We start from the raw sequence: 26325 nt of genomic DNA, 5'->3' as shown, positions 1-26325 counted from the left end.
GTCCTCTGTTACTGATTTGATTTATTAAATGTTGTCACGGCATTACGATAAGCCGTTATCGCATTCATACAAGCAGGCACTCCAGCGTAAATAGCCATCTGTATGACTATTTCAAGTAACTCTTTCTCTGTCACACCTACATTCAAAGATGCCCTCATATGCAGCTCAAGCTGTGGCTGAGCGTTACCCGAGGTGATTAAGGACGCGACGGTTATCATTTCTCGTGTTTTTATATCTAATCCCGGTCTGCCAACGACATCTGCAAAAGCATAATTAACAATTAGCTTGGGAAGCTCATCATCTAATTCCCCTAACTTTGAGATGACTTGATCAGCTAGACCAGGCTGCAAGGTATTCATTATCTCTTTGCCGTACTCTGATATATCGGTTGTGTGTGTACTCATAGGTTATCTCCAACTAGTTGTGAAGGTGCATCATTGATATTGCTCGGAATAATTGAAATCATAAATAGCGATATAACGATCGCGGTACCTGAAAAACTCATTAATACAGTGAAATCAAAGTTTGCCATTATCCATGCGCCAAATAGCGCGCCTGTACCTATCGCACTGTTAAATATGGCGACATAAATGGCTGACGCTGGAAATGCATCCTCTTGGGCAATGCGTAACACCCAAGTTTGGAAACCAACAAAAATACCAGAAACGGATATACCCCAAAATATAATTAACGCAAAAATAGCGGTTTGGTTAAGTGAGCTAGAAAAAATACCGAGAATAAGTAAGCTTACGGCAACCATGGCAACGGATAATAAGATTAATGGTTTAAGATATCGGTCAATGAACATACCTGTAATGAAGTTACCCATTAATCCCGCAATACCGAATGTAAATAGTGCGATGGAAATGAAGTTATCGCTAATCGCCTTTGACGCATGTAAGTAAGGTTCAATAAACGTAAACGCGCTAAAATGTGCTGTGATTGCCAATAATGTCGCAATATAAATTTTAGATAATACCGGATTGCTAATGACATCTTTTAAGACTGAAATACCGATAGCATGTTGTGATTTAATATTTGGAACTAACAGCAATATCCCCAAAAGTGAAAAAACACTTAAAGCAGAAATTACCCAAAATGCCATTTGCCAGCTTAAGTTGGCAGCGATGACGTTAGCAATCGGAATACCGAAAACACTCGCTGCTGACACACCACCAAAAACAATGGATGTGGCAAGTCCAACATGGCGGGCAGGTACCAGAGACATAGCAAGCGCGCCTATCATTGCCCAAAATGCACCATGAGCAAGAGCTCCAATGACTCTGGCTGCGACGAACCAGTAATAGTCAGTCGTTATCGCACATAAGGTATTTGAAATAAGTAAAATAAACATCAGTGTGATAAGTAATGCTTTTTTCGGTAGGTTCCCCAAAAATGCAGAAGATAAAAGCGCACTTATTGCCCCTATCCATGCATAAAATGTCACGGTGAGCCCAATCATTGATTCTGATTGTTGTAGTCCTTCAGCCATTGGTGTTAATAAGCCAATAGGGGCTAGTTCTGCGGTAACAATAGTAAATGTAGCGATCGCTAATATGATGATTGATAGCCACATTTTTAAGTTCGATGTTTCTAAAGAACTGTTCGTTTCTGTGTTGTTCATTATATTCCCCTAATATCCATCTGAGATCTAGTTTGTCGCTTAAAGGTATCTGGTCATATAGTATGACCACGTACTATATGACTATTGCATATCGTGAATCGCAAAGTCCAGCTTTATGGAGTGATTATATTAATAACAAATAATTATGTTTAAAAGTGGTGTTTATTTGGTTGTATCTACCAATTTAGGAGTGCATCGTTATATAGTTACTGCAGGTGACTAGATTGAAAATAGCAGTTAATTATATTTCAAATCAATAAGTTGATGTTTAAGAGTAAAACAATGTACCTTTGGCGGTACTGTTTTACTCTTTACATAATAAGCTTACTTAAAGATTATTGCTTATCTTGGTTAGAATTGATTTGAATGCGGCTTTTTCATCTTCATCTAATGACTTGGTTAAGCTTGCTAACCAATTAAGTTGAGATGTTACTGCTTGATCTAAGATCGTTTGGCCTTCAGCTGTTAATTTTACCGTCAACGAACGTCGATCTGTTTTTGACGCTTCTCGTACTGCGAAACCACGTTTTTCAAGCGAGTCTATCGTTGAAGTGATTGATGCTCTCGTTAAACCCGTTAAGCTTGAAATTTCGTGAGGTGCTGCAGATTCTTTATCATTAATCATCAGCATTGAAACAAAACGACCTTCAAGTAACTCAAATTGATTAAGGTTGTTAACGCAAGTATTTGTTAATTCATTACTAAGCGTAAAGAATTGGCCCAGTAAAGCAATAGCTTCACTATCTACGTCTCTCTTTTTAGCTTCTTTGCAGAGTGTTACATATTTAGGGTTCATTAATTTGACCTCCTGTTCATTGTATCGTCCTAATATATTAACTCATCATATTGTTTGGCGTCTTATTATATGTCAATTAATTGTATGATTGGTAAATATAGTCGTCCTTTTCCATCTAACCTCCGTTATTTGTGTTGAACTCTTGGAAAGAAGCCCCTGTCAATTTTAGCTGTGCATGAATGTCTCCGCCGAGTCCATAAATACCAATCGCACCGCCATTAGAGCATTGACTACTCATGTACAAGACAACGATGTTGATAATGCGATTGCCTTCTTCTATTGGAAAGGGATTTTGCATTATTGATTTAAATTTCGCACAACCATATTCATTAGTAACAAAGCAGTGTGGTACACCTAAGGGACCTGGTCTTGTTGGGTTTAATGGGTCTAAATCATTCGCTCTTAGCGCCATGACGGTATACAAACTATTTGGTATTAGATGCTTGAAACGGATGCTGAATTTAGCATCATGTTGGTTACTCAATACCTCAACGGTTAAGCTACCCTCTGCTTTGATCCATTGGTTTAGTGTGATTGGCTGAGCGTTTTGACGACTATGTTCAAGTTCAAAATCAGGCACTGCATCGTGTAGCGGTAAGCTGACGCGTATCACGTCTTTGCTATCCGACTTTTGCTGGGGAGCAAAGAGCATCTCGTAATTATTACAGGGAAGTGGAAGCGGCAGTGTGTACAAAGGTTGATCCCCGTATTCACCTAGGTCGGTTAAGTCGAGTTCGGAGACAATATCGTACTCCGCTAAGGAACCGAAGTGGGGGAGTTCAGACTGCGGAGATACAATGGCTGCCCCCCATGTTGGTGAAACTTGGTTATCTCCAATCCGTTTGTTAATCATGCCGATCACCACAAAGTTTCCCTCTTGATCCCAGACTTCACTCGGTGGGTAGAGTGGTCCTTGTGTTGTTACTGTTAATGCATATTGTCGTTTCATCACCTGCCCCTTGTTTCGATAAGAACAGGTAAGTGCATTGGTAATATCTACACTTACCTGCCTGCTATGTCATGTAGCAACAACACAGTTATGTAATAAGAAAAGTTATGGAATAAAAAGTTATGCCGCAACAAAAATACGCGTATAAAGACCATCTGCACCACCTGTGATGTATTGATCACCGGCCTCTTTGACTATCTGTTGGTACTTGGGTGTTAGGAATATATCGGCCATATATTGGCTACTGTCTCCGTTGAAGCCAGAGAAGAACATGACCCCTGGTTGGGTACTAAATAGCGTTCGATAAGCAAGGAAGCAATCAATCTGTGAAGCGCCACGTACAACTTCAAAGATAGTATCTTCACGCCAATTAAGATAAGCGTCTTTTACAGATAATGGCACTTCAATGTAGCGTAATTGCAATTTCTCTGTCGTTGGTAGCGCGGTGTCGATTGCCTTGACTGTGTCTTCGAGTTGAAAGACTTGCTGACGAATATCACTGCTTAGTAAAGGTGACAGCTCGGTCATAAATGCTTCGCGTTGAATCATTAATGTTTCGAGATCACTGAATTTTTCAACAGCAATAAGCTCTAAAAAATGGTTTTCGTTTTCTTCTAAGTAGTAACATTTGCGCACAGCACCGGATGGTAATTCGGCATTTCCAGCGTTACACCAAATATCCCATGCGGCAGTGGTTTCTGAATTGAGGGCGATAACTTCTGAGCTAATAATTAGATTGTTTTTCATAACGATTTCCTTCAAAAAAATGAGTAAGATACAGTTAAAAATTGAACCATTATTCGGTGAGTGCATAGCTATGCATGGCTTGTTCGGTATAGCGAGTCCCCTGCACTTGAAAGTCAGAACTTAGTGAGTTCAGTAAACTCATCTCGTCCTCGCTAAGCTTTACTTGCATTGCATTGATATTTTGTTGTAAATATTTTTGTTGTTTGGTTCCTGGTATTGGGATCACCGCAGGAGATTGATGCATTAACCAAGCGAGTGCTAGTTGTGCTGGTGTGCAGGCTTTGGCTTGTGCTAATTCAGCTAATGCTGTGGTTAATTTGTTATTATGGCTCAGGTTTTCATCGCTAAATCGGGGGAGCGTACGACGAAAATCATCATGGTCTAATTTATCAAGGGTATTCAATTCGCCACTTAATAATCCACGACTGATCGGACTATATGCAATAAATGTAATCCCTAACTCACTACATGCATCGAGGACCCCATCGCTTTCTACTCCACGGCTGAGTAATGAGTATTCCGATTGCACGGCACTGATCCCATGGTTACCTTTTGTTATATCTAATAAACATTGGTGGGCGTAACGAATATACTCTGCGTTGGCTTCAGAGAGTCCAACGGCTTTAATCTTACCGGCTTTTAGTAATGATGCCATTGCCGACATAGCGACGAAAATAGCGTCTGGATTATCAATCACACGATGTAAATAATAGAGATCTATGGTGGTATTTAGGCGCGCAATACTGGCCTCACAGCATGCGAAAATATATTCACGACTATTATCTACACCACGTTTTTGTGCGTCGTGTTCGTCACGAATAATGCCGCATTTGGTGGCTATCACAACTTGTGTTCGGTCGGGGATAGTTGCGATAAATTCCCCCAGTAATACTTCATTACGGCCATAACCGTAGATATCGGCTGTATCAAAGAAATTCACCCCAGAAGACACTGCACTCTGCAATAGTTGTTTACTGTGGTCATCATCGCTTTGACCGTAAAATTCTGACATTCCCATGCAGCCTAAGCCTTGCGGAGTGACGGTGAGTTGACTCTTACCTATTGTTAACATATTCATACTGGCTCCTTGATATATTTGATTTGTTCCCAGTGATTGTGCTCGGCAATGTCTATCAGTTCAGGGCAGTTAGCGACAACAATAGGGTGTCCGACCATCTTGAGCATGGCGAGGTCACTGATATGATCGCCAAATGCGTAGCAATCCTTTGGGTTAACGCCTGTTGCCTCGAGCAATGAATGAATTAAGCGTGCTTTTTTATTACCTATTGCTTGTTGCGATAGCTTTCCTGATATCACATCGTCATTGACGATTAGCTCTGCACACAAAATCGTGTTTACATTGAGTGCTTGGGCAAGCGGTTCTAAGCAAGGACGGAATGAACCGGATACAAATACAATGTCATAACCGTCATTTTTTAACTTTATTAAGCGGTCTACGCTTGGTTGAATGAAAAAATCCTTTTGCTGTTTACGTTGCGCATACCACGCTTGACCAATTAGCATCAGCCGTTGGTAGCTTTCTCCACGATAAAGGCGGTAATACAGGCTATTTATGTTGTCGCGACTGATGCCTAACTTGACGAATGATTTACACATCGACCAATATATTTGATACTGAGCTGTGCCTAGGTAACCTCTTTTACGTTCTAGATAAAAACGCAGAAAATCGAACATACTCTTACTGTTGATGATGGTTTCATCGACGTCAAAGAATGCAATTTTTTGGACATTTTCAATCTTGCTATTAGGCATATTTAAGCTCCTGTTCCGCCTCGCAGGTTTCAGCAATCACATCACAAGTTGCTTCGGCCATTGCATTTTCTTTTGCAGCTATATAGTTTTGGTCGTAAGCGGTGAAGTCGATTGATACTTCTGCCATTTCAATGTCATTTTGGAAAAATGTGGTAATACTTTCCGCATGCATTGAGCCACCTTTTTTATGCTCTATGTTGGATGCGATGAAGCGTATCTCTGCATTGGCGGGAAACATGAAGTTTTTAAAGACGATATTGATATTGTGTAATACGAAGTAAGCATTACCTTTAATTCCCTCCTTAAGTAAGTAGTTTTCACTGACCGATAGCATCATTTGGCGAGCGGCTTCGACGAGTATCATGCCCTGAATGTGTTGACCTGTAGTGTGGTCGCCTAGCTCTTCGCAATCACTTTGTAGATGTAGTTCGCTGGTGAAGCAACTTGCCCCTAGGTTGAGTGGCGGTGAGATCATGACATTCGAGGAATAATGCTTATGTACTTTACGCTGATGCTCAGCGTCATCTTGATAGGCGAGTAATTTGGTGTCGTTGAAAATAAATTTGTTTTTATGTTTTGAGGCCGCAATGGCTTGAACAATTTCGGTAAGCTCTGTGTTAGAAATCCCTTGGCCAATACGTAAGTAAAACTTGTCTACGAACCCTGTTTCTAAGATTTCAAAAAATGAATCAAAGGTGATAACCATTTCATGCATTTCGGCAAAGTTTGAAAAGATATTGCCCACAACTAACATAGTTTTAGTTTCCATTATTACTCTCCAACCTGTTGATTTTATTTTTATAAAAGCGTTTGGTAAATCGTAAATATTGCGAATTAATAATAGGTGTTAAATATATAGTAAGACGCCTTATTATATTAAGCATGCTTAAATCGTATTGTCAATGGCTTTTTTTATATAAAAGTGGGTAGTTATTTAGTGGTGTTTTGATTGGTAAGATAATAATTTATTGCTTGTCAAATGTAGTTAGGCGTCATACTATGTTTGTGAGCCGCAGGTTGTATACAATAAAGGGAAAGTATTTATTACATTTAGAATGTGATTGCTGATAGGACTGTGGCGATAGGTATTATCGGTTTATTCTAGATAATAAACCGATAATCAATGATAACTTAACCGTGTTACAGTTAGTCTGCGTCTACCAATGAATACGGTAATGGCATGAAGGCTAACGTTGATTCGTTATCGGTAATTTTAAACACGCTATCTGCTTCAAGGTTATTTGGCATCACACTTGAAATCAATTGCACGCCGTCACTATAACGGTAGCTTAGGTTTACTTTACCGCTGCTACGCCAGTTCTCACCCAGTTGTAATTCAATGTTATCGCCACTGTTTACTTCAGTAGCTGTTGCACCAGTTAAGATCGCCATAGCACGTTTGTTGGTACCACGGTATTTAGCACGAGCTACTGTTTCTTGTCCTGTGTAGCAACCTTTCTTAAAGCTAATACCATCATAAGCTTGTAGGTTGAATGCTTGTGGGATCTGCACGCTGCTCATTGCTACGCTCACAATCGGTGCTGCGGCTAAAATATCTAACGCATCCCAGAATGAACCATCATCGGTTGCTGCTTCAGCTAAGTGTTGGCTGATTTGTTGCAGCGAGGCATCACTTTTTTGTAATAAGACTAAGAAACGCGGTGTTTCACCAATAAGTCGCATCACAAAACCATTTGGTAAATGAGTAACAGCTTCTTCGCCTAGCGTCATTGCAAAAGTCTTATTCAACCACTGCTCTGCTTGCTCGCCAGCGACACCGTAAAGGTTACAAAATGCAGAGGCATCGGTCAGTTCGACTTTTGAGAATACCGCGTATTTCTTTAGTTCAGGCAGAGTGATCGCTAATGCGTCTTTGCGCATGATGAAATAAAATGAATTGCCTTTTTTAGCTACTTGGAATGTTGACCACAGTTTGCCTTTTGGATCGCAATGACCACCCCAAGTTGTTTGTTGATCTTCTAAGCCCACCAGATCACAAGTCAATTGGCCTTGTAAGTAACTTAAACGCTGCTCACCTGTTGCAGTCATCAATCCCCAGTGCGATAGTTCGCTTACGATCACATTTGGTAATGCGTCTGTTGATGCTAGGGTCAGTTTATTAAATTGCGTCATTGTTTACTCTTCTCTGGCTGGTTTTCTCTATGGTAGATTGAACGCAAGCATTTGTCTTTATAAGATCTTGTTTATTTTTATGATAGAATTAACTTATGGACAATATGATAAGGGAAAAAGATGACGAAGTTAGATTCAAAGGCGCGTTTACGCTGGGCTTGTCGCCGTGGCATGCTAGAACTCGATGTATTATTTCGTCCGTTTGTGGATGAAGCTTATGATGATTTATCAGATGAAGATAAATTGATTTTCCAACGCTTGTTAGAAGGCGAAGACCCAGAGTTATTTGCTTGGGCAATGGGTCATGAAAAGTGTGAAGATCCAGAGTTAGCCTATATGATGAATAAAATTGTCTCAAGAGTTAAAGTGTAGCGTCACGTTACGCCCATCTAAATACTGGTTGTTGCTGTGTATTGTAATACATAGTTCGGTGCTCGGTTTGCTGCTGACTTGGCTGGTACTTATACCACTGCAATTGGTTTATTCCGTAGTCATTATTGCTCTGTGTGGTTCTCAATGCAGGCAACATTGGCTACGCCGTCCCTGTTTTACCTATTTCACCAATGGTTACATTCAGTTTGACGCTGGGGGAGAGTTATTTGCAATTACCCCATGTTCACGCAGCGCAGACCTTTTTATTCAGTTAAGTTATATCAGCTTAAATAAGGGGCGCGTTCAGTCATTGTGTATAATGCGTGATGCTATCGACGATACTGATTATCGCCGTCTAGTTCGGACTATTAAAATTTTAAAATAGCAGCTTGAAGTAACTTGGGTATACACTTTATTTGAGCGTAAAGAATTGTTTAAGTACTGGTAAGTTCATCTTCAAACTGTAACTGTCCACGTTCTAGTTTATTCTGCAATAGCTTTACTTTTTTATTAAGAGCGATAAATGCCAACGTCAACTTCTGAATCATTACCACTTATTATTGCTGGACCGATATTACGTCATTGCGATATACAACATTTCACTTTATGGTTTGTGAGTTCAACGTTGTTAGCTGAATTGAATTTAACCTTACAGGGAGCCAACTTTTCACGTCAGTTAACGGGTGATGAAGTACACACTATTCAACTCGGTAAACATGCCTATCAGTATTTAATTAATGTGAAAGCCGAGGTGTTATTGCCTGCGGAGATTGAAGTTAAATATCAACTCTGTGATGCGATATCAGGAAATGTTTTTGCTCAAATTGAAGGGCTTTGCTACACAGATATACACGCTGTCGATAATACAATACTTCCTCTGCCAAGTGTTATTGTTAAGCCGACAATTAATGATTTGTTGCATGGCTCATGCCGTCAGCCTCACCATGATAGTGCTGATGCGTTAGTTGCTGCTGATATTCGATTGCAGCAGATGCCTTCATTAGATGAGCGACCTGCATTATTGATGCTGAGTGGTGATCAGGTTTATGTCGATGATGTGGCTGGACCCATGCTATATGCTATCGGGAAAGTAATTGATTTATTAGGCTTACCAAATGAGACGTTTCTTTCGGCAAATATTAGTAATAGTCGTGAACTGGGTTATCAGCCAGAAGATATGTATCAACGGCATATAGACCTATTACCCCGCACTGAATACCCCGCTAAAACAGCACTGCATAATTGGTATGTTAATCATGCTGTTTTTACTTCAACATCGGCAGAAAACCACTTAGTTAGTGCCAGTGAAGTGATGGCCTTGTATCTACTCTCTTGGTCACCAGAATTATGGCAACAGATCTCGATTCCCCGTGACGTAGAAGGCTTAACCGCTGAATATTTGACGCGTTGGCAGCATGAATGGGATAACTTACGAGTCTTTAAAGCGGGGCTAAGTAAAGTTCGTCGCCTGATGGCTCATTTACCGACTTATATGATGTTTGATGATCATGATGTTACTGATGACTGGAACCTGACTGCGAAATGGGAAGAAGCCGCTTATGGCCATACATTTTCGAAACGGATCATTGGTAATGCGCTAATTGGTTATACTTTGTTTCAAGGTTTGGGGAATAATCCACAGTGTATGATTGCTAATTTAAGCGTGCCATTAGCTGGTTACTTCAACTCACCCTCGATGCAGACTCAGGATGACTTAATTACCGCCTTACTTAAGTATGAACAATGGCACTATACCTTAGCAACATCGCCTAAATTAGTGGTCTTAGATACACGTACAAGGCGTTGGCGCAGTGAATCTAATTTAGCTAAACCTTCAGGGCTTATGGATTGGGAAGCCTTGATGGAATTTCAGCATGAGCTAGTAGGGCAAGATAAAGTCATTATAGTGTCCCCTGCGCCAATGTATGGTGTAAAAGTGATTGAAACGATCCAGCGAATTGCGACTATGTGCGGGGCTTCGTTAATGGTTGATGCAGAAAACTGGATGGCACATCCGGGTACCGCTAATACCTTGTTGAGTATTTTTATGCACCGTAAAACTCCGCAGCAGTTTGTGATCCTGTCGGGTGATGTACACTATTCGTTTGCGTATGAGGTCGGTATTCGCTTTCGCCATGGAGGACCGAAAATATACCAAATCACTTGTAGCGGACTTAAAAATCAGTTTCCCGAAAAATTGTTATCGTGTTTTGATAAGCTCAATGCTTGGTTATACGGTTATTATTCACCTCTGAACTTTTTTACTAAGCGTAAGCGTATGACAATTAGAGGTTGTAAACCTAATAATGCCAGAGATAAACGTTTGGTAAATCACAGTGGTATTGGCATGGTTAGTTTTGCTGAGAATGGTGCTCCGAGCAAGATCGCAGTATTACACAGTGATATGACTGAAACTCAGTTTGTTCCGCCCAAGCATGATTAAATTCTACTTTGCGGAACTTAATTCGTGTTAGTCTTTATTTTCAATGCATTATAAGGGCTAAACGGATGAAGCTATTCAACTTATTTTCAGAAACGACTAAGTACACGCTATTTCTACGATTATTTACCTTACTTAAAGTACCCTCGCTATTTTATGTTAGACCTTCAGTACATCAACTTGATGAGCGTACTTGTACGATTAAGATCCCATTTAAAAGACGCAACAAAAATCACCTGAACTCAATGTTTGTCGGGGTACTTGCAAGTGGTGCTGACTGCACAGGCGTATTAGCTGCAATGCACAAAACGCAAATGAAAAGCGTTAAGGTGGGCTTCGCATTGAAATCGATGCAAGTTGATTTTATTAAACGTGCAGAGGGGGATACTTACTTTACCTGCGTGCAAGGGCTCGATATCGCTCAGTATGTAAAGGAAGCTGTGATCACTGGTGAGCGATTAAATAGACCGATTAAGGTTATCGCCACTTGTCCAGATAGTACTGGGGATGAGCCAGTGGCCGCTTTTACCTTAATGTTGTCATTAAAAAGTATGACTAAAAAAATCGGTGGTTGATAAGGCCGTCGCTGATGCAAGAAAGCAGCCTGATAGCTGCTTTCTTGCATCTTATTTTTATAACGGCTAACCAGCCATAAGTTATACCTTAGGCTGTAATATAGTTGGTTGTGGTTCGTTGAATTGTTCTGGGTAGTCGAGTGTGTAGTGCAAGCCGCGACTTTCTTTGCGATCTAACGCACAACGAATGATCAAGTCTGCTACTGTCACCAGGTTTCTTAATTCCAATAAGTTATTACTGACGCGGAAATTACTGTAGTACTCATCAATTTCTTGCTGCAATAGATTCACACGGCGCAGGGCGCGCTCTAGACGTTTTGTCGTTCTTACAATCCCCACGTAATCCCACATAAATAGACGTAGTTCGTGCCAGTTATGTTGAATAATAACTTCTTCATCTGAGTTCGTCACTTTACTCTCATCCCAGGCTGGAATACGGTAATCTTTACGGGTTTTATGCAGTTTTGATAAAATATCGTCTGCCGCTGCGTGGGCAAACACAATACATTCTAATAATGAGTTACTGGCTAAACGGTTTGCACCGTGTAAACCCGTATAAGCTACCTCGCCAATCGCGTATAAACCGCGCATATCAGTTTGACCCGTTAAGTCAGTCATTACACCACCACAGGTATAATGTGCAGCGGGTACTGCTGGGATTGGGTCGGTCGTGATATCAATACCTAACTTCAAGCAACGCTCATAAATAGTCGGGAAATGACTAATAACGAACTCAGCGGGTTTATGACTGATATCTAAATATACACAATCACTACCCAGACGTTTCATTTCAAAGTCGATAGCACGGGCAACAATATCACGCGGAGCCAATTCAGCACGTTCATCGAAACTTGGCATAAAACGGGTACCGTCTGCATGACGTAAATAGGCCCCTTCACCACGTAGTGCTTCGGTTAATAAGAAGTTCTTTGCATCTGGGTGGAATAAGCAGGTAGGGTGGAATTGATTGAATTCCATATTGGCGACACGGCAACCAGCGCGCCATGCCATGGCAATACCGTCACCACTAGAGACATCAGGATTACTGGTATATTGGTAAACCTTACTTGCACCGCCCGTTGCTAAGATAACAAAGCGTGCTTTAATCACTTCTACTTTCTCGGCTTCTCGGTTCCACACATAAGCACCGACAATACGGTTGGTCGCTTGGTTAAGTTGTTTAGTCGAAATAAGATCAACCGCGTTAAAACGTTCCATTAAGGTAATGTTAGGATGTTGACTGACATTTTCGATTAATGTAGTTTGTACCGCTTTACCAGTGGCATCTGCGGCATGCAAGATACGGCGATGGCTATGACCACCCTCTTTGGTTAGGTGATACTGCTGTTCACCATTATCATCGGCTACTTGATCAAATGGTGCGCCTTTATCTATTAACCAGTTTAAGCTGGCGGCCGCGCTGCTTGCTGTAAAGCTAACGGTATCTTCATCACATAAACCTGCACCTGCAACAAGGGTATCGGATACATGGCCTTCAACACTGTCAGCTTCATCAAAAACGGCGGCGATACCACCTTGTGCGTAGAGAGTTGACCCTTCGGTTAAGCTACTCTTACTTAATACTGTCACTTTAGCGTGATCTGCGAGTTTCAAGGCAAGTGAGAGTCCTGCGGCACCACTGCCGATAATCAGTACATCGCTTTGGTATTCCGCATTTGTTCTCATAGTTTCCGCTCTATTTGTAGTATGCTGTTATGTCTATACCCAAGTTACGTCAAAATGCTATATCAGAGATGAGCAGGTTGTGCATCTTGAGGTTGTTTAGGTATAACTCTAAGTAGGGCATTATAAGCTTTAAATCTCGGGCAATAAAAAGGTATTTTGATTTATTTGTCCTTATTTTGATTTAATTAGCACAATGGCGAACTTTATTTGGCGTTAAAACGAACTTTATTTATATAACGCAGTCTGAAAAATACACATTAGTAATACTAGTGTCATCAGGATAATAAGAGGTTATGAGTTACTAATGAGTGCAAAAGAGACGGACTTGCAATTAGTCGAGCGAGTTCAAGGCGGTGACAAAGCCGCATTTAATTTATTGGTGACTAAATACCAACAGAAAGTGGCGAACCTGATCTCACGTTACGTTTCAGCCAGTGGTGACGTTGCCGATGTGACTCAGGAAGTGTTTATTAAAGCGTATCGTGCGTTGCCTAATTTTAGAGGTGATAGCGCGTTTTATACTTGGCTATATCGGATTGCCAGTAACACAGCTAAAAATTATTTAATTGCGCAAAGTAGACGACCACCTGCAAATGATGTTGATGCTGCAGATGCGGAGTTTTACGAAGGTAATGATGGCATGCGTGAGTCATCAACACCAGAACGGATTATTTTGGCGGAAGAAATGAAAGCAGTAATTTTTTCTGCTATTGACGCGTTACCTGATGAATTACGTACAGCGATAACATTACGTGAAATGGAAGGCATGAGTTATGACGATATAAGTATTGTCATGAGCTGCCCAGTGGGTACTGTTCGCTCACGTATTTTTCGAGCGCGTGAAGCGATTGAAGTAAAATTAAAACCCTTACTTCAACAGTAAGTTAAACACAGATTACGGACGAGTAAATTTAGGTAATTAATTATGATAGAAAAAGAACGTTTATCCTCCTTAGTAGACAATGAATATATCGATGCTGCACTACTTGATGAGTTAGGTAAGGATGAAGCATTATCTTCAAGTTGGCAGCATTACCACATGATTGGTGATGTGATGCGTGGTGAAACACCTGCAACGGTTAATTTAGATCTTACCCGTGCCATCACAGCTGCTATCGCCGAAGAACCTGAACTGACAATGCCAAAAGAAAGTGCAAACGACAGCTCTTTCTATCAGAAAGTAATCCAGCCTTGGCTAAAAACAGGTGGTCAATTTGCGATTGCGGCATCAGTTGCGTTAATGGTGATTACGGGTGTGCAATACAGCAATACCGAAGCTCCAATAACAGGACTTGAACCAGCGCTGAATGTGATGCCGTTTGCCGGTGTTGCATCACCAGTTAGTTTTAGTGTTGAATCACCTGATTCGCGTCAAGTACAGCCAGAATTTACGGATGAAGAAAAGGTAGAACAAGTGCGTCGTATTAATGCATTTGTACTTGATCATCAATTACAAAAACGCATCCAGCAATAATAGTGAGCCAGTAATGTTCAAGAAAAGTGTTGGTTTGTGGATCTTGTTGTTTTCATTTTTTACGCCGCAGGCATGGAGTGAAGCAACGTCAAGCAGTGAACAACTCGTTAATAGCGTTGCGAATAAGAGTGTTTCAGGACAACCAAAATTATCCGCTGACGCATTGCTAGACAAGATGAAAACGGCGTTTAAGCAGTTAAATTATGATCTGTCTTATGTCGAAATTGAGCGTGGTAGAATTACCCCTATGCGTTATAGTCATGGGCTAATTGATGGTGTGTCTGTTGGACATTTACTGTCATTAAATGGTAATCCACGTGAATATTTACGCCGCGGTAATATCACCAGTTTCTTTGAAGCTGAGCAGCCAGGTTATTCGTTATCATCAACCGCTATTCCGGGGTTATTATTTGATTTAATGGCAACTGAATTGACGCTTGATGATAGCTTATACCAAGCGATATATGTTGGTGGGAAATCACGTGTGACAGGGCGTTTAAGTCAAATTGTACGTGTTGTGCCGAATGATAAATATCGCTTTGGTTATTTAATCTGGATAGATTTAACTACCAATTTACCGCTGCGTATTGACATGATTAAAGACAGTGGTGAAGTGGTGTTCCAAGTGATGGCTATTTCACTGTATCAATTTCCAGATGTGACGCCTTGGTTAGAGCAGCTCAATGCGGTGAAATTACCACCGGTATTATCAGCAATGCAAACACAAGCATTAATGCCAGAACCAACGAAATCGGAGTGGAAAGCGACTTGGATACCAGATGGTTTCAAACAAATTGTGAGTAACAAGCACCAGATCGCAGGTATAGGTCAAACAATTGATTATATGCAGTTTTCTGATGGGTTAGTCGATATATCTATCTATGTTAATACTAATGCGAAAGCGGGTAGTTTAAGTCAAGGGTTAGGTGTATCGGGACAAATTAGTTTACAATCTAAAATTACAGACGACATTGAGATTGTCGTGGTGGGTGAAGTGCCTAGCTTTACCGCCAAGAAAATTGCTGAATCAGTCGTCCGTAATACTGATAACTAATTTTTCTAGCATGCGTAACCGCGTTTAACAATAAAAGGTTTGTGTTGTTAAGTCGGTTACGATTGTTTTATATAAGGCATTTACCGTATGATTATTGAAACCGCTATCGTTCAAAGTGTTACTGGTGATCAGGTTTCGGTACAGTGCGAAAGCCAATCTGCTTGTAACCATTGTCACGCGAGCGATAACTGTGGTACCGGGACAGTAGCTAAAGCATTCCCACATCGTACTCACCGTTTTACGGTCACTAAAACAGCAGATGTTGTTACGGGTGACAAAATCGAAATTGGTTTACGTGAAAAAAATTTAGTCACCAGCGCAATGCTGGTTTACTTGTTACCATTAGCGGCAATTTTACTCTCACTTGGTCTTGGTCAGTATTTATCACAAGTTTTCCAATTTGAAGGTGAAGGCTTGGTTATTCTCGCGGCTTTTGTTGGTGGTTACATTGGTTTTAGTTGCACGCGGAAAATAAGCGTTACATTTGACCAACGCTTTGATTTTAAACCTAAAATGCTAGGTGTTGTAGCTCAATCGGAAGTGATAGGGCAATGGCGCGCTGATTAAAAGCAATGAAAGATAGCAGTCATCCCTTAAATCCGTTAAAATCTGCCTCATTAAGTGTCATATCTACTAAGTATTGGATATTATCTAACTCATGAAACACATTCGTAATTTTTCAATTATTGCCCATATCGATCACGGTAAATCAACTTTATCAGATCGTTTGATCTCATTTTGTGGTGGTTTATCTGACCGTGAAATGGCTGCACAGGTTCTTGACTCAATGGATATTGAGCGCGAGCGTGGCATTACAATTAAAGCACAAAGCGTAACGCTGGATTATAAAGCGAAGGATGGTGAAACTTACCAACTTAACTTTATTGATACGCCAGGGCACGTGGACTTCAGCTATGAGGTTTCTCGCTCATTAGCAGCCTGTGAGGGTGCTTTACTTGTTGTCGACGCTGGTCAAGGCGTAGAAGCACAAACTCTCGCAAACTGTTATACCGCTATTGAGATGGATCTGGAAGTTGTGCCGATCCTGAATAAAATCGATTTACCTGCCGCAGATCCAGATCGCGTAGCAGAAGAAATCGAAGAAATTATTGGCATTGATGCAATGGAAGCAACGCGTTGTTCTGCTAAGACTGGTTTAGGTATCGAAGACGTACTTGAAACAATTGTTAGAGACATTCCATGTCCATCAGAAGGTTCTGAAGACGCAGCACTGCAAGCGTTGATCATCGATTCATGGTTTGATAATTATCAAGGCGTTGTATCTTTGGTTCGTATTACCAATGGTGTACTACGTAAAGGTGACAAGATTACTGTTATGTCTACGGGTGAGTCTCACCTTGTTGATAAAGTCGGTATCTTCACACCAAAACAAACAGATACAGATGTGTTGCACTGCGGTGAAGTTGGTTTCGTGATCTGCGGAATCAAAGATATTTTAGGCGCTCCAGTGGGTGATACGTTAACTAATACGCGTAATCCTGCTGATGCACCTGTACCTGGTTTTAGTAAAGTTAAGCCTCAGGTTTATGCGGGTATGTTCCCAATTAGCTCTGACGATTATGAAGCGTTCCGTGATGCTCTGGGTAAACTCAGCCTAAACGATGCGTCTTTATTCTATGAACCAGAAAGTTCTTCTGCACTTGGTTTTGGTTTCCGTTGTGGTTTCTTAGGTTTACTACACATGGAAATCATTCAAGAGCGTTTAGAGCGTGAATACGATCTTGAACTGATTACGACGGCACCAACGGTTGTTTACGAAGTAGAAACCAAAAAAGGTGAAGTTGTTTACGTTGATAGCCCAGCTAAATTACCGGCAATTAATGATATTGAAGAAATTCGCGAGCCAATTGCAGAATGTAACATCCTAGTACCACAAGAATACTTAGGTAATGTAATAACCCTTTGTATTGCCAAGCGTGGTGTACAAACTAAGATGGATTATCACGGCAAGCAAGTTGCATTAACTTATGAGATCCCGATGGGTGAAGTAGTAATGGACTTCTTTGACCGTTTGAAATCGACAAGCCGTGGTTATGCGTCATTGGATTACTCTTTCAAATACTTCAATGCTGCTGACATGGTGCGTGTTGATGTATTGATTAACACGGATCGTGTCGACGCATTAGCGATGATCACTCACCGAGATAATGCGATTAATCGTGGTCGTTTACTGGTTGAAAAGATGAAGGAACTTATTCCTCGTCAAATGTTTAACATTGCAATTCAGGCGGTTATTGGTTCACAAGTTATTGCCCGTAGTACCGTAAAGCAAATGCGTAAAAACGTGATCGCTAAATGTTATGGCGGTGATATTAGCCGTAAGAAAAAACTGCTACAGAAGCAGAAAGATGGTAAGAAACGCATGAAGCAAGTAGGTAATGTTGAAGTACCTCAAGAAGCCTTCTTGGCTGTGTTGCATATCGGAAAGGATTAGATAAATGGCAACCTATTTTTCACTAATATTGGTATTGGTTACTTTCGTTAGCGGTATTATTTGGGCGTTAGATAAACTGATTTGGGAAAAGGCACGCGCTGAAAAAGTCGCGTTTGCTCAATCTCAAGCAGAATTACCAGCGGAAGCTATTGCAAAATTAGGGCAAGAATCGTTTATTGTTGAAAATGCAAAATCGATCTTCCCTGTGATTGCAGCGGTGATGGTATTACGTTCATTTTTATACGAACCATTTCAAATTCCATCAGGATCTATGATGCCAACGTTATTAGTTGGTGATTTTATTCTGGTTGAAAAATTTAGTTATGGTGTTAAAGATCCGGTATTACGTTCTACACTTATCGAAACAGGTAAACCAGAGCGTGGTGATGTTGCGGTATTTAAATACCCACCAGAGCCAACCGTTGATTACATTAAACGTGTGGTCGGTTTGCCGGGTGATCGTATAGCCTATCGTGGAAAGCAGGTTTTCATTCAACAAGCATGCAGCGGAACAAACTGCGCAGGGTTTAAAAAACTCGATCTTAGTTTAGTCGAAATTGGCAAATTTAAAGATCAAATGGTTGAATTACAGCAATACACAGAGCAACTTGGGGATGTTAAACACAACATTTTAATTAACCCTAGCCGTCCTGATTTAGTGCGTGATTTTTATCAGCAAGATAATCCGCCAACCCGTCAATATGAATGGGTTGTACCGGATGGTCATTACTTCATGATGGGTGATAACCGTGATAATAGTGCTGATAGCCGTTTTTGGGGTTTTGTTCCGGAAGCAAATTTAGTCGGAAAGGCTGTGTTCATTTGGACGAGTTTCGAATTTGAACGCGACCCAGATTCTTTATTACCTAGTTGGATCCCAACGGGTATACGCTTTAGTCGTATTGGCAAGTTAAAATAATTATGACAATTATATTAGAAAGATTACAAAAAGTATTAGGTTATCAGTACCAAGACGGTGCCCTGCTACAACAAGCGCTGACGCACCGTAGTGCTTATTACAAACATAATGAACGTCTTGAATTTTTAGGCGATTCGGTACTTGGCTTTATTATCTCAGATGCATTATTTAGCCAGTTTCCTGAGGTGCCGGAAGGTGATTTAAGCCGTATGCGTGCCACCTTAGTGAAAGGGTTAACGCTCGCTGAAATTGCGCGTGAGTTTGAATTAAGTGAGTGTTTAATCTTAGGTCCTGGTGAATTAAAAAGTGGTGGATTCCGTCGTGAATCTATCCTTGCAGATACAGTGGAAGCCTTAATTGGTGCTATGTATCTGGATAGCGATATCGAGAAAACGCGTGAACGTGTACTGGCTTGGTATGCATCACGTTTAGCAATGATCAAACCAGGTATTGGTCAGAAAGATGCTAAAACACAATTACAAGAATGGCTGCAAGGACGTAAGCAAGCTCTTCCATTGTATCAAGTAGTGGAAGTTAAAGGTGAGGCTCATAATCAAGAGTTCACCATTCATTGCGTTATTGAAGGCCTAGAGAAACCTGTTACAGGTAAAGGTACTAGTCGTCGTAAAGCAGAACAAGAAGCAGCTCAAAAAGCATTGGAGCAATTACAATGAGTGATATGACTTATAGCGGCTTTGTTGCTATCGTTGGTCGTCCTAACGTAGGTAAATCAACGTTACTAAACCGCATTCTGGGACAAAAGGTAAGTATTACCTCGCGTAAACCACAAACGACTCGTCACCGTATTCTAGGTATTGATACTGAAGATAATCGTCAAACTGTGTATGTTGATACTCCAGGCCTACACATTGATGAAAAACGTGCAATTAACCGTTTAATGAACCGTGCAGCAAGCAGCTCATTAAAAGATATTGATGTTGATGCGGTGGTTTTTGTTGTTGATGGTACCCGTTGGACCGAAGACGATGACATGGTATTGAACAAGCTGCGTGATATTAAATGCCCAATCTACTTGGCGGTTAATAAAACCGATGCGATCAAAGATAAAGCGGAAGAGTTAATGCCACACCTTCAGGTATTGGCGTCGAAGTTTAACTTCGCGGAAATTATTCCTATCTCTGCAACGAAAGGGACAAACGTAGAAATGCTACGTGGTATTTGTTCGAAGCAGTTACAAGAAGGTGATTTTTACTTCCCTGAAGATTATGTAACTGATCGTTCTTCACGTTTCATGGCGTCTGAAATTATTCGTGAAAAACTGATGCGTTTTACAGGCCAAGAATTACCTTACTCAACCACGGTTGAGATCGAGCAGTTTAAAGTCAGTGAAAATGGCACGTTCCATATTAATGCGTTAATTTTAGTTGAGCGAGATACTCAAAAACGTATGGTTATTGGTAACAAAGGCTCGAAGTTAAAAACTATTGGTACAGAAGCACGACGTGATATGGAAACTTTGTTTGATAATAAAGTATTTCTAGAATGTTGGGTGAAAGTGAAATCTGGTTGGGCTGATGATGAACGTGCACTTCGTAGCTTAGGTTACGGAGATGAAGTGTAAATAGCATTATTGCATGGACTTACAAAACGCTTTTGTACTGCACCGTCGACCTTTTAAGGAGTCGAGTTTACTTATCGACTTCTTTACCATTAACGATGGTAAAATTTCGTTAGTAGGACGAGCAGGGCGAGGGCGTAAGAACAGTCAAAGTGCCATTTTACAGCCGTTTACCTTACTTAATATCGCCTATGCCGGCAAAGGTGGATTAAAATCCATGCGCCAGGTCGAGGCGGTATCAAATTCATTACCCCTCTCAGGTCGGCATCTCTATGCTAGCTTTTATCTCAATGAATTACTCTATCGCTTACTGGCCAGTGAACAAGCGAACCCCGAACTATTCTCCCATTATCAAAATGCATTATTAGCGTTAGCTAAACAACAACCGCTTGAACCCTTATTGCGTGAATTTGAACTTAATTTAATGCAATGTTTAGGTAACATTGGTGCGTTAAGCTATTGTGCTGATACCATGGATGCAGTGCTCCCCGAGCGTATGTATAAATACGTACCACATGTTGGGATTGTGCCATCTATTTATAAAGTTGCAGTGGATAGCTCATTTTTAGGTAAAGATTTACTCGCCTTTGAGCAAAGACAATTTAACCAAGAGAATTCAGCGGCTGCAAAGCGCTTTTGTCGACAAATGTTGTTACCCTATTTGGGCAATAAGCCGCTGAAAAGCAGAGAACTATTTATTAATAAGGGAATTAAACGTGAATAAGATCTTTTTAGGTGTCAACATTGACCATATCGCAACCCTGCGTCAAGCTAGAGGTACTACTTACCCTGATCCTGTGCATGCAGCATCTGTCGCCGAATTAAATGGCGCAGACGGCATTACAGTGCATTTACGTGAAGATCGTCGTCATATTCAAGATCGTGATGTGCGAGTGCTAAAAGAAACCATTCAAACGCGTATGAATCTGGAAATGGCTGTGACTGCTGAAATGCTGGATATTGCGTGTGAGATCGAACCTGAGTTTGTTTGTTTAGTACCTGAAAAACGTGAAGAACTGACAACTGAAGGTGGTTTGGATGTACTTGGCCAACAAGACAAGATAACTCAAGCGGTTAAACGTTTAAGCGAAGCAGGTATTCTTGTATCGTTATTTATCGATGCTGACAAAGAGCAAATTGATGCGGCGGTTGCAACTGGCGCGCCGTACATTGAAGTGCACACCGGTGCTTATGCGGATGCAGAGTCTGAAGGCGAGCAACAAGCTGAATTGAAGAAGATCGCAGCTGGAGTGAGCTATGCGCATAACGCAGGATTGAAAGTAAACGCAGGTCACGGGTTGCATTACCATAACGTACAACCTATCGCGGCTATTCCTGAAATTTATGAATTGAATATCGGCCATGCAATTATTGCACGTGCGGCATTTGATGGTTTAGGTAAAGCGGTAAAAGACATGCAAATCATCATGCAAGAAGCGCGAAATAACCGCTAAGTTATTACCTCTTATACGTATGCAAAAAGGAGCCATTGGCTCCTTTTTATTGTGTGGTTGTTCGTAGATTTAGATTAGCGGTTAATTGGGTAAATAGGGCTGTGCTTCCTTAATCACTGTTTCAATGGCTTCTTGTAGTTCAAATATTTCGGGTTCAACATCTTCGATGTCTGCGCCCTTACGTAAACCACGCTCAATCTGATCGGCTAAATTCTGAATAGGTAATACCCCGCAACATGCTGCGCCACCGTGAAATTTATGAATGATTTTCTGAAATTCTGAGCGTGACAAACTCCGTGCTAAAGCTTGTTCAAGGTGCTCACTGATCTCTGGTAAGCTATTGATAAACATCTCTAGCATATCCACCGCAAGATCTTCTTTACCCATTGAACGTTGTAAGGTCAGTGGCCAATTTAAAATATGGTTTTGGACCGCACTGTTATCATGTGACGAACTGCCCCATTGCTGTAAGATACGCTTTAGAATAGACTCATCAATTGGTTTCGTTAAGTAATCATCCATACCTTTACTCAGTAGACGGTCACGTTCGCCACTCATGGCATGTGCGGTTACTGCAATAATCGGTGTTGATTGATTACGGCTGCCAGAACGAATTGATCTACAGGCGCTAATACCATCCATAATTGGCATTTGAATATCCATAAAGATAATATCAAAATCCATTTTATTGGCTTTGGCAACAGCTTCGGCACCGTTGCTACAGATTTCAATGCGAGTGACTGAATCTGTCAACATTGCACTAATAAGTTTTAGGTTCGCAGGATTATCATCGACCGCTAAAATTGACAGGTCAACTTTAGCTTTTGGTTTTTCAATCTTCAGCTGCGGGATTGGCTGTTCAGCTGGTTTTTCTAAATAGGCTAATGCATTCACAAGTTTACGGTGATTACATGGTTTTGTGAGGCAATGCCTTGCGCCAGTTTGAATGATTTCTTCTTGTAAACAAGGGTCTGAAGAGTTAATTAATACTACGACTGCCGCATTAATATCATGACACTGGCTCATCTTATTATACATAGGTGTTAAATTGTTTTCATCGTTCTGAGCTATAATCACGCAGTGGTAAGGTTGCTCGATATAATGTTGCCACTCGGCTTCGTTAGCACAATGTAAAACGTCCAGATCCCAACTATTCAGCAAGGATATTAACGAACGTGCGGAGTAATTATCTACTTCATAGAGCAAGACTTGTTTACCTTTAAAGCCACTGACTGGCAGCGGTTCAGATAATGAAGTCGAGGTCATATTAAATTTAAGCGAGAATTTAAAGTTAGAACCTTGGCCTAAGTCAGAATCAAGCGAGATCTCACCGCCCATAAATTCAACTAAGCGTTGGGTAATAACCAGACCGAGTCCGGTACCGCCATAACGACGTGAGATACTGGTATCGGCTTGGTTAAAGGCTTCAAAGAGTTGCGCTTGTTGTTGTTCTGAAATGCCAATGCCGGTATCGCGGATATTCGTTTGAATAGTGACGCTATTATGTGTGGATTCCAGTAATTCAATATGGATATCAATATTACCACTTTCGGTGAACTTGATGGCATTACCCAGTAAGTTGGTGATCACTTGCTGGAATCGGAATGGATCACCAATAATGCCATCAGGAACATTCTTATCAACATGTAGGGATAGCTCAAGGCCTTTATCATGCACTGTTGGTGCGAGTAATATGGCGGCTTCTTCAATCGTGTCGCGTAGATTGAATGGGATCTGCTCTAGGGTTAACTTACCCGCTTCAAGCTTAGAAAAGTCGAGAATGTCATTAATGATGCTAAGCAAGTTCTTGGCTGATTTCTCAATGGTCTGTAAGTAATCGGTTTGATTCGGACTTAGTGACGTTTTTAATAGCTGGCGAGAGAAGCCAATCACCCCGTTAAGCGGTGTTCTTAACTCATGACTCATATTTGCTAAGAATTCAGATTTCACTCGTGCGGCTGCTTGAGCACGTTTTTTTGCCATATCTAATTCAATATTTTGAATTTCAATCTGCTCTAAGGTTTCCCGTAAATCAGAGGTTGCTTGGTCAATATTTTGCTGCATTTCTTCGTGATAAGCCGAGAGTGACTTTGCCATCGAGTTAATACCATTCTTGAGCAGTGCTAGTTCACCCGTGTGTTCACCGATTACTCTGGCATCGAGTCGGCCTTCTCTGATTCGATCAACGACGGTGACCATGTCGGTAATGGGCTGGGTAACGTTTTTAACTAATCGCCAGGAGAAGATAAGCGCGGTAAAGAAGCCTAGTAATACAATAAATACCGAGACCGTGGTATCGCGGTATTGCAGTAATATCGCTTTGTCACGAATGAGCTGAATAGATAAATAGCCGAGGACCTGTTCCGGGTTTTCTAAACTTAATGGGAAATTGGTATTGTCAATTTCGGCAATAATCGGAGAACGCAGAATGATGTAATCATCAAGTACTTCGACTTGGGTGATTTCCGGCAGTTTGTTGTTGTCGGGGTTTTTAAGCACGGAAAAATTACGGTGGTAATTACTGGTTACAAACAGTTTATTATTGTTATCAAAAATGGCGATACTTTTAATCGTCGGCGCAAACTTGCGGTGGGTTAAACCGAGTAGTTTTTTCAGTGATTCTCGGCTGTTTTGTAACATGCCGTACTCACTCGCGATGGCCAGTGGCTCAATGATATTAATGCCCTGTTCAATAAGTACTGTCTCTAGTTGCTGATAGCGGTTAAAGGTGAAATAGCTGGCTAATAATGTCCCGATCAAAACTGTCGGTAAAATCGTCAGTGCCATTACTTTGGCACGAAGTCCGTATTTAGTCATAAAGTCATCTTATTGGTATCTGGTTTAATGCCATCTACAGAAGTTATTTAAGTATAAAGCGGGAAAGCAGGTTAGAATAATACCCTAATGATGACATAGGCAATAGTTGTATATCAATATGGCGCAAATTTTTAAAGCAAAAAAAGTACATAAAACTCCGAGTAAAGCGGTCGAGATCACTATTGAAAAATTAGATCATCAAGGTTTAGGTTTGGGTCGCCTTGATGGCAAAGCGGTATTTGTTGCTGGTGGATTACCAGGTGAACGCGTATCAGTGAATATTATTGAACAAAAAAAGCAATACGCAAAAGCGATCTTAAGAAAAGTAATAACGCCATCTGAGCAACGAATCGAACCAGCATGCCCGCATTATGCAACGTGTGGCGGCTGTAGTTTACAAACATTAGATAGCCATGTTCAGGCTGATTATAAACAAACTGCATTATTTAGTTTATTACAGAACTTCAGTAAAAATGATGATATTGAATTTGCTGAGCCTATATTATCGCAGCCTTGGCAGTATCGTCGTACTGCACGTCTAAGTGTGATGTTTGATCGTAAAGCCAAGACATTGGTATTTGGCTTCCGTGAACGTAACAGTAAATCCCTAGTCGCAATTAATCAGTGTCCGGTATTAGTACCCGCCTTGTCAGCATTGATTCAACCTTTACGCCAATTACTTGCTACGCTTAATGTACGTCGTGATTTAGGCCATATTGAGTTGTTTGCAGTGGATTCTGGCATTATTTGCTTATTCCGAATTTTAAAACCATTGAAGGATAAAGATCAAGATTTACTGCAAGCCTTTGCTGGTGAACATCAGTTAAGTATTTACCTACAACCTGAGCCTGAATCGATACTTAAATTAACCCCTGATACGCCAGCCGCTTGGTATCAGCTTGCTGATGGTGAATTTAAATTAAGTTTTACGCCGGGTAATTTTATTCAAGTGAACCCTGTGGTGAATAACCAAATGGTGGCGCAAGCACTCGATTGGCTAGATTTAAGCCCTGAAGACAGAGTATTAGATTTGTTCTGTGGTGGTGGTAACTTTAGTTTACCAGTTGCGCGTTTATGTCATTCTGTCGTAGGTGTGGAAGGTGTTGATGAAATGGTGCGTCAGGCACAAGTCAATGCAATGGCGAACAATGTCGATAATGCGGAATTCTATCAAGCGGACTTATCGGCTGACTTCTCTAAGCTATCTTGGGCAAAAAATAGGTTTGATAAAGTATTATTAGATCCTGCTCGAGCGGGGGCGGCAGAAACAGTGCAATATTTACATAAACTAAAAGTGAATAAAATTGTCTATGTATCTTGCAATCCAGCAACATTAGCGCGAGACTCGAAGTTGTTGATGGAAAAGCATTATAAATTAACACGCCTTGGTATGATTGATATGTTTCCACAAACGGGACATGTTGAGTCAATGGCGTTATTTGAACGCGTTTAGCGCGTGTATTTTTTGGTTTAATCTT

26 protein-coding genes are annotated in these 26325 nt (G+C 40.9%); 15 read left to right on the top strand and 11 right to left on the bottom strand.

Annotated features, from left to right (window positions below; genetic code table 11):
* Positions 1-8: 8 nt before the first annotated feature.
* The 9 genes from HWV03_RS20120 to ygfZ all read right to left on the bottom strand — a co-directional run bounded on the left by HWV03_RS20120 (position 9) and on the right by ygfZ (position 8022).
* Complete coding sequence (locus tag HWV03_RS20120; RefSeq protein WP_211677657.1) at positions 9-404, bottom strand: carboxymuconolactone decarboxylase family protein; 396 nt, start codon at positions 402-404, stop codon at positions 9-11.
* The gene (locus tag HWV03_RS20115; RefSeq protein WP_211677655.1) at positions 401-1624 is read right to left on the bottom strand and encodes an MFS transporter; all 1224 of its coding nucleotides are present in this window, start codon (positions 1622-1624) and stop codon (positions 401-403) included. Before HWV03_RS20115 ends, HWV03_RS20120 begins: the two co-directional genes overlap by 4 nt.
* 328 nt (positions 1625-1952) lie before the next feature.
* Positions 1953-2420: a MarR family winged helix-turn-helix transcriptional regulator gene (locus tag HWV03_RS20110; protein ID WP_211677653.1), complete on the bottom strand. Its 468-nt coding sequence runs from the start codon at positions 2418-2420 to the stop codon at positions 1953-1955.
* Between the two features lie 115 nt (positions 2421-2535).
* Positions 2536-3369, bottom strand: coding sequence for a hypothetical protein (locus HWV03_RS20105; RefSeq protein WP_211677651.1), 834 nt, complete (start codon positions 3367-3369; stop codon positions 2536-2538).
* Between the two features lie 120 nt (positions 3370-3489).
* The gene (locus tag HWV03_RS20100) at positions 3490-4116 is read right to left on the bottom strand and encodes a hypothetical protein (RefSeq protein WP_211677649.1); all 627 of its coding nucleotides are present in this window, start codon (positions 4114-4116) and stop codon (positions 3490-3492) included.
* Between the two features lie 49 nt (positions 4117-4165).
* Positions 4166-5194: an aldo/keto reductase gene (locus HWV03_RS20095; protein WP_211677647.1), complete on the bottom strand. Its 1029-nt coding sequence runs from the start codon at positions 5192-5194 to the stop codon at positions 4166-4168.
* Positions 5191-5889, bottom strand: coding sequence for an HAD family hydrolase (locus tag HWV03_RS20090; RefSeq protein ID WP_211677645.1), 699 nt, complete (start codon positions 5887-5889; stop codon positions 5191-5193). Before HWV03_RS20090 ends, HWV03_RS20095 begins: the two co-directional genes overlap by 4 nt.
* Entirely contained in the window at positions 5882-6658 is a 777-nt protein-coding gene (locus HWV03_RS20085) for an AfsA-related hotdog domain-containing protein (RefSeq protein ID WP_211677644.1), read from the bottom strand. Before HWV03_RS20085 ends, HWV03_RS20090 begins: the two co-directional genes overlap by 8 nt.
* 377 nt (positions 6659-7035) lie before the next feature.
* Positions 7036-8022 (bottom strand): tRNA-modifying protein YgfZ, encoded by a 987-nt coding sequence (ygfZ, locus tag HWV03_RS20080; RefSeq protein WP_211677642.1) that lies wholly within the window; start codon positions 8020-8022, stop codon positions 7036-7038.
* A 120-nt stretch (positions 8023-8142) separates the two neighbouring features.
* Here ygfZ and HWV03_RS20075 point away from each other — a divergent pair, with 120 nt between their 5' ends.
* The 4 genes from HWV03_RS20075 to HWV03_RS20065 all read left to right on the top strand — a co-directional run bounded on the left by HWV03_RS20075 (position 8143) and on the right by HWV03_RS20065 (position 11409).
* The gene (locus tag HWV03_RS20075; RefSeq protein ID WP_211673191.1) at positions 8143-8394 is read left to right on the top strand and encodes an FAD assembly factor SdhE; all 252 of its coding nucleotides are present in this window, start codon (positions 8143-8145) and stop codon (positions 8392-8394) included.
* Complete coding sequence (locus HWV03_RS22705; RefSeq protein WP_342357616.1) at positions 8372-8779, top strand: protein YgfX; 408 nt, start codon at positions 8372-8374, stop codon at positions 8777-8779. The genes HWV03_RS20075 and HWV03_RS22705 overlap by 23 nt, the downstream gene beginning before the upstream one ends.
* A 138-nt stretch (positions 8780-8917) precedes the next feature.
* A complete protein-coding gene (locus HWV03_RS20070; RefSeq protein WP_211677640.1) occupies positions 8918-10837 on the top strand; it encodes an alkaline phosphatase family protein in 1920 nt (639 codons plus the stop codon).
* A gap of 65 nt (positions 10838-10902) precedes the next feature.
* A complete protein-coding gene (locus HWV03_RS20065; protein WP_211677638.1) occupies positions 10903-11409 on the top strand; it encodes a DUF4442 domain-containing protein in 507 nt (168 codons plus the stop codon).
* A gap of 81 nt (positions 11410-11490) precedes the next feature.
* On the opposite strand, the gene nadB is transcribed toward HWV03_RS20065, so the two are convergent.
* On the bottom strand, positions 11491-13095 hold the full coding sequence (gene nadB / locus HWV03_RS20060) for an L-aspartate oxidase (RefSeq protein WP_211677636.1): 1605 nt from the start codon (positions 13093-13095) through the stop codon (positions 11491-11493).
* Between the two features lie 304 nt (positions 13096-13399).
* On the opposite strand from nadB, the gene rpoE reads away from it, so the two are divergent.
* The 10 genes from rpoE (at position 13400) to pdxJ (ending at position 22030) form a co-directional block, all read left to right on the top strand.
* Positions 13400-13978 carry an RNA polymerase sigma factor RpoE gene (gene rpoE, locus HWV03_RS20055; RefSeq protein ID WP_067041729.1) on the top strand — a complete coding sequence of 193 codons (579 nt, stop codon included), beginning with the start codon at positions 13400-13402 and terminating at the stop codon, positions 13976-13978.
* A 42-nt stretch (positions 13979-14020) separates the two neighbouring features.
* A complete protein-coding gene (locus tag HWV03_RS20050) occupies positions 14021-14569 on the top strand; it encodes a sigma-E factor negative regulatory protein (protein ID WP_211673187.1) in 549 nt (182 codons plus the stop codon).
* Positions 14570-14582: 13 nt separating this feature from the next.
* The gene (locus HWV03_RS20045; RefSeq protein WP_211677634.1) at positions 14583-15623 is read left to right on the top strand and encodes a MucB/RseB C-terminal domain-containing protein; all 1041 of its coding nucleotides are present in this window, start codon (positions 14583-14585) and stop codon (positions 15621-15623) included.
* Between the two features lie 87 nt (positions 15624-15710).
* On the top strand, positions 15711-16190 hold the full coding sequence (locus tag HWV03_RS20040; RefSeq protein ID WP_211677632.1) for a SoxR reducing system RseC family protein: 480 nt from the start codon (positions 15711-15713) through the stop codon (positions 16188-16190).
* A gap of 91 nt (positions 16191-16281) precedes the next feature.
* Positions 16282-18078 carry a translation elongation factor 4 gene (lepA, locus tag HWV03_RS20035; RefSeq protein ID WP_211677629.1) on the top strand — a complete coding sequence of 599 codons (1797 nt, stop codon included), beginning with the start codon at positions 16282-16284 and terminating at the stop codon, positions 18076-18078.
* 4 nt (positions 18079-18082) lie between these two features.
* A complete protein-coding gene (gene lepB / locus HWV03_RS20030) occupies positions 18083-18997 on the top strand; it encodes a signal peptidase I (protein WP_211677623.1) in 915 nt (304 codons plus the stop codon).
* Between the two features lie 2 nt (positions 18998-18999).
* Entirely contained in the window at positions 19000-19671 is a 672-nt protein-coding gene (gene rnc / locus HWV03_RS20025) for a ribonuclease III (protein ID WP_211677621.1), read from the top strand.
* A complete protein-coding gene (gene era, locus HWV03_RS20020; protein WP_211677619.1) occupies positions 19668-20579 on the top strand; it encodes a GTPase Era in 912 nt (303 codons plus the stop codon). Before rnc ends, era begins: the two co-directional genes overlap by 4 nt.
* 13 nt (positions 20580-20592) lie before the next feature.
* Positions 20593-21300 carry a DNA repair protein RecO gene (gene recO, locus HWV03_RS20015; RefSeq protein WP_211677617.1) on the top strand — a complete coding sequence of 236 codons (708 nt, stop codon included), beginning with the start codon at positions 20593-20595 and terminating at the stop codon, positions 21298-21300.
* Positions 21293-22030 carry a pyridoxine 5'-phosphate synthase gene (pdxJ, locus tag HWV03_RS20010; RefSeq protein WP_211677616.1) on the top strand — a complete coding sequence of 246 codons (738 nt, stop codon included), beginning with the start codon at positions 21293-21295 and terminating at the stop codon, positions 22028-22030. The genes recO and pdxJ overlap by 8 nt, the downstream gene beginning before the upstream one ends.
* Before the next feature lie 81 nt (positions 22031-22111).
* Here the strand turns inward: pdxJ and barA are convergent, their stop codons facing one another.
* Positions 22112-24847: a two-component sensor histidine kinase BarA gene (barA, locus tag HWV03_RS20005; RefSeq protein ID WP_211677614.1), complete on the bottom strand. Its 2736-nt coding sequence runs from the start codon at positions 24845-24847 to the stop codon at positions 22112-22114.
* Positions 24848-24965: 118 nt separating this feature from the next.
* Between barA and rlmD the strand changes: the two genes are divergently transcribed.
* On the top strand, positions 24966-26300 hold the full coding sequence (gene rlmD / locus HWV03_RS20000) for a 23S rRNA (uracil(1939)-C(5))-methyltransferase RlmD (protein WP_211677612.1): 1335 nt from the start codon (positions 24966-24968) through the stop codon (positions 26298-26300).
* Positions 26301-26325 lie beyond the last annotated feature (25 nt).

The organism is Moritella sp. 36, assembly GCF_018219415.1.
Taxonomy (GTDB): Bacteria; Pseudomonadota; Gammaproteobacteria; order Enterobacterales; family Moritellaceae; genus Moritella.
This window is presented reverse-complemented; position numbering and strand designations above follow the sequence as displayed.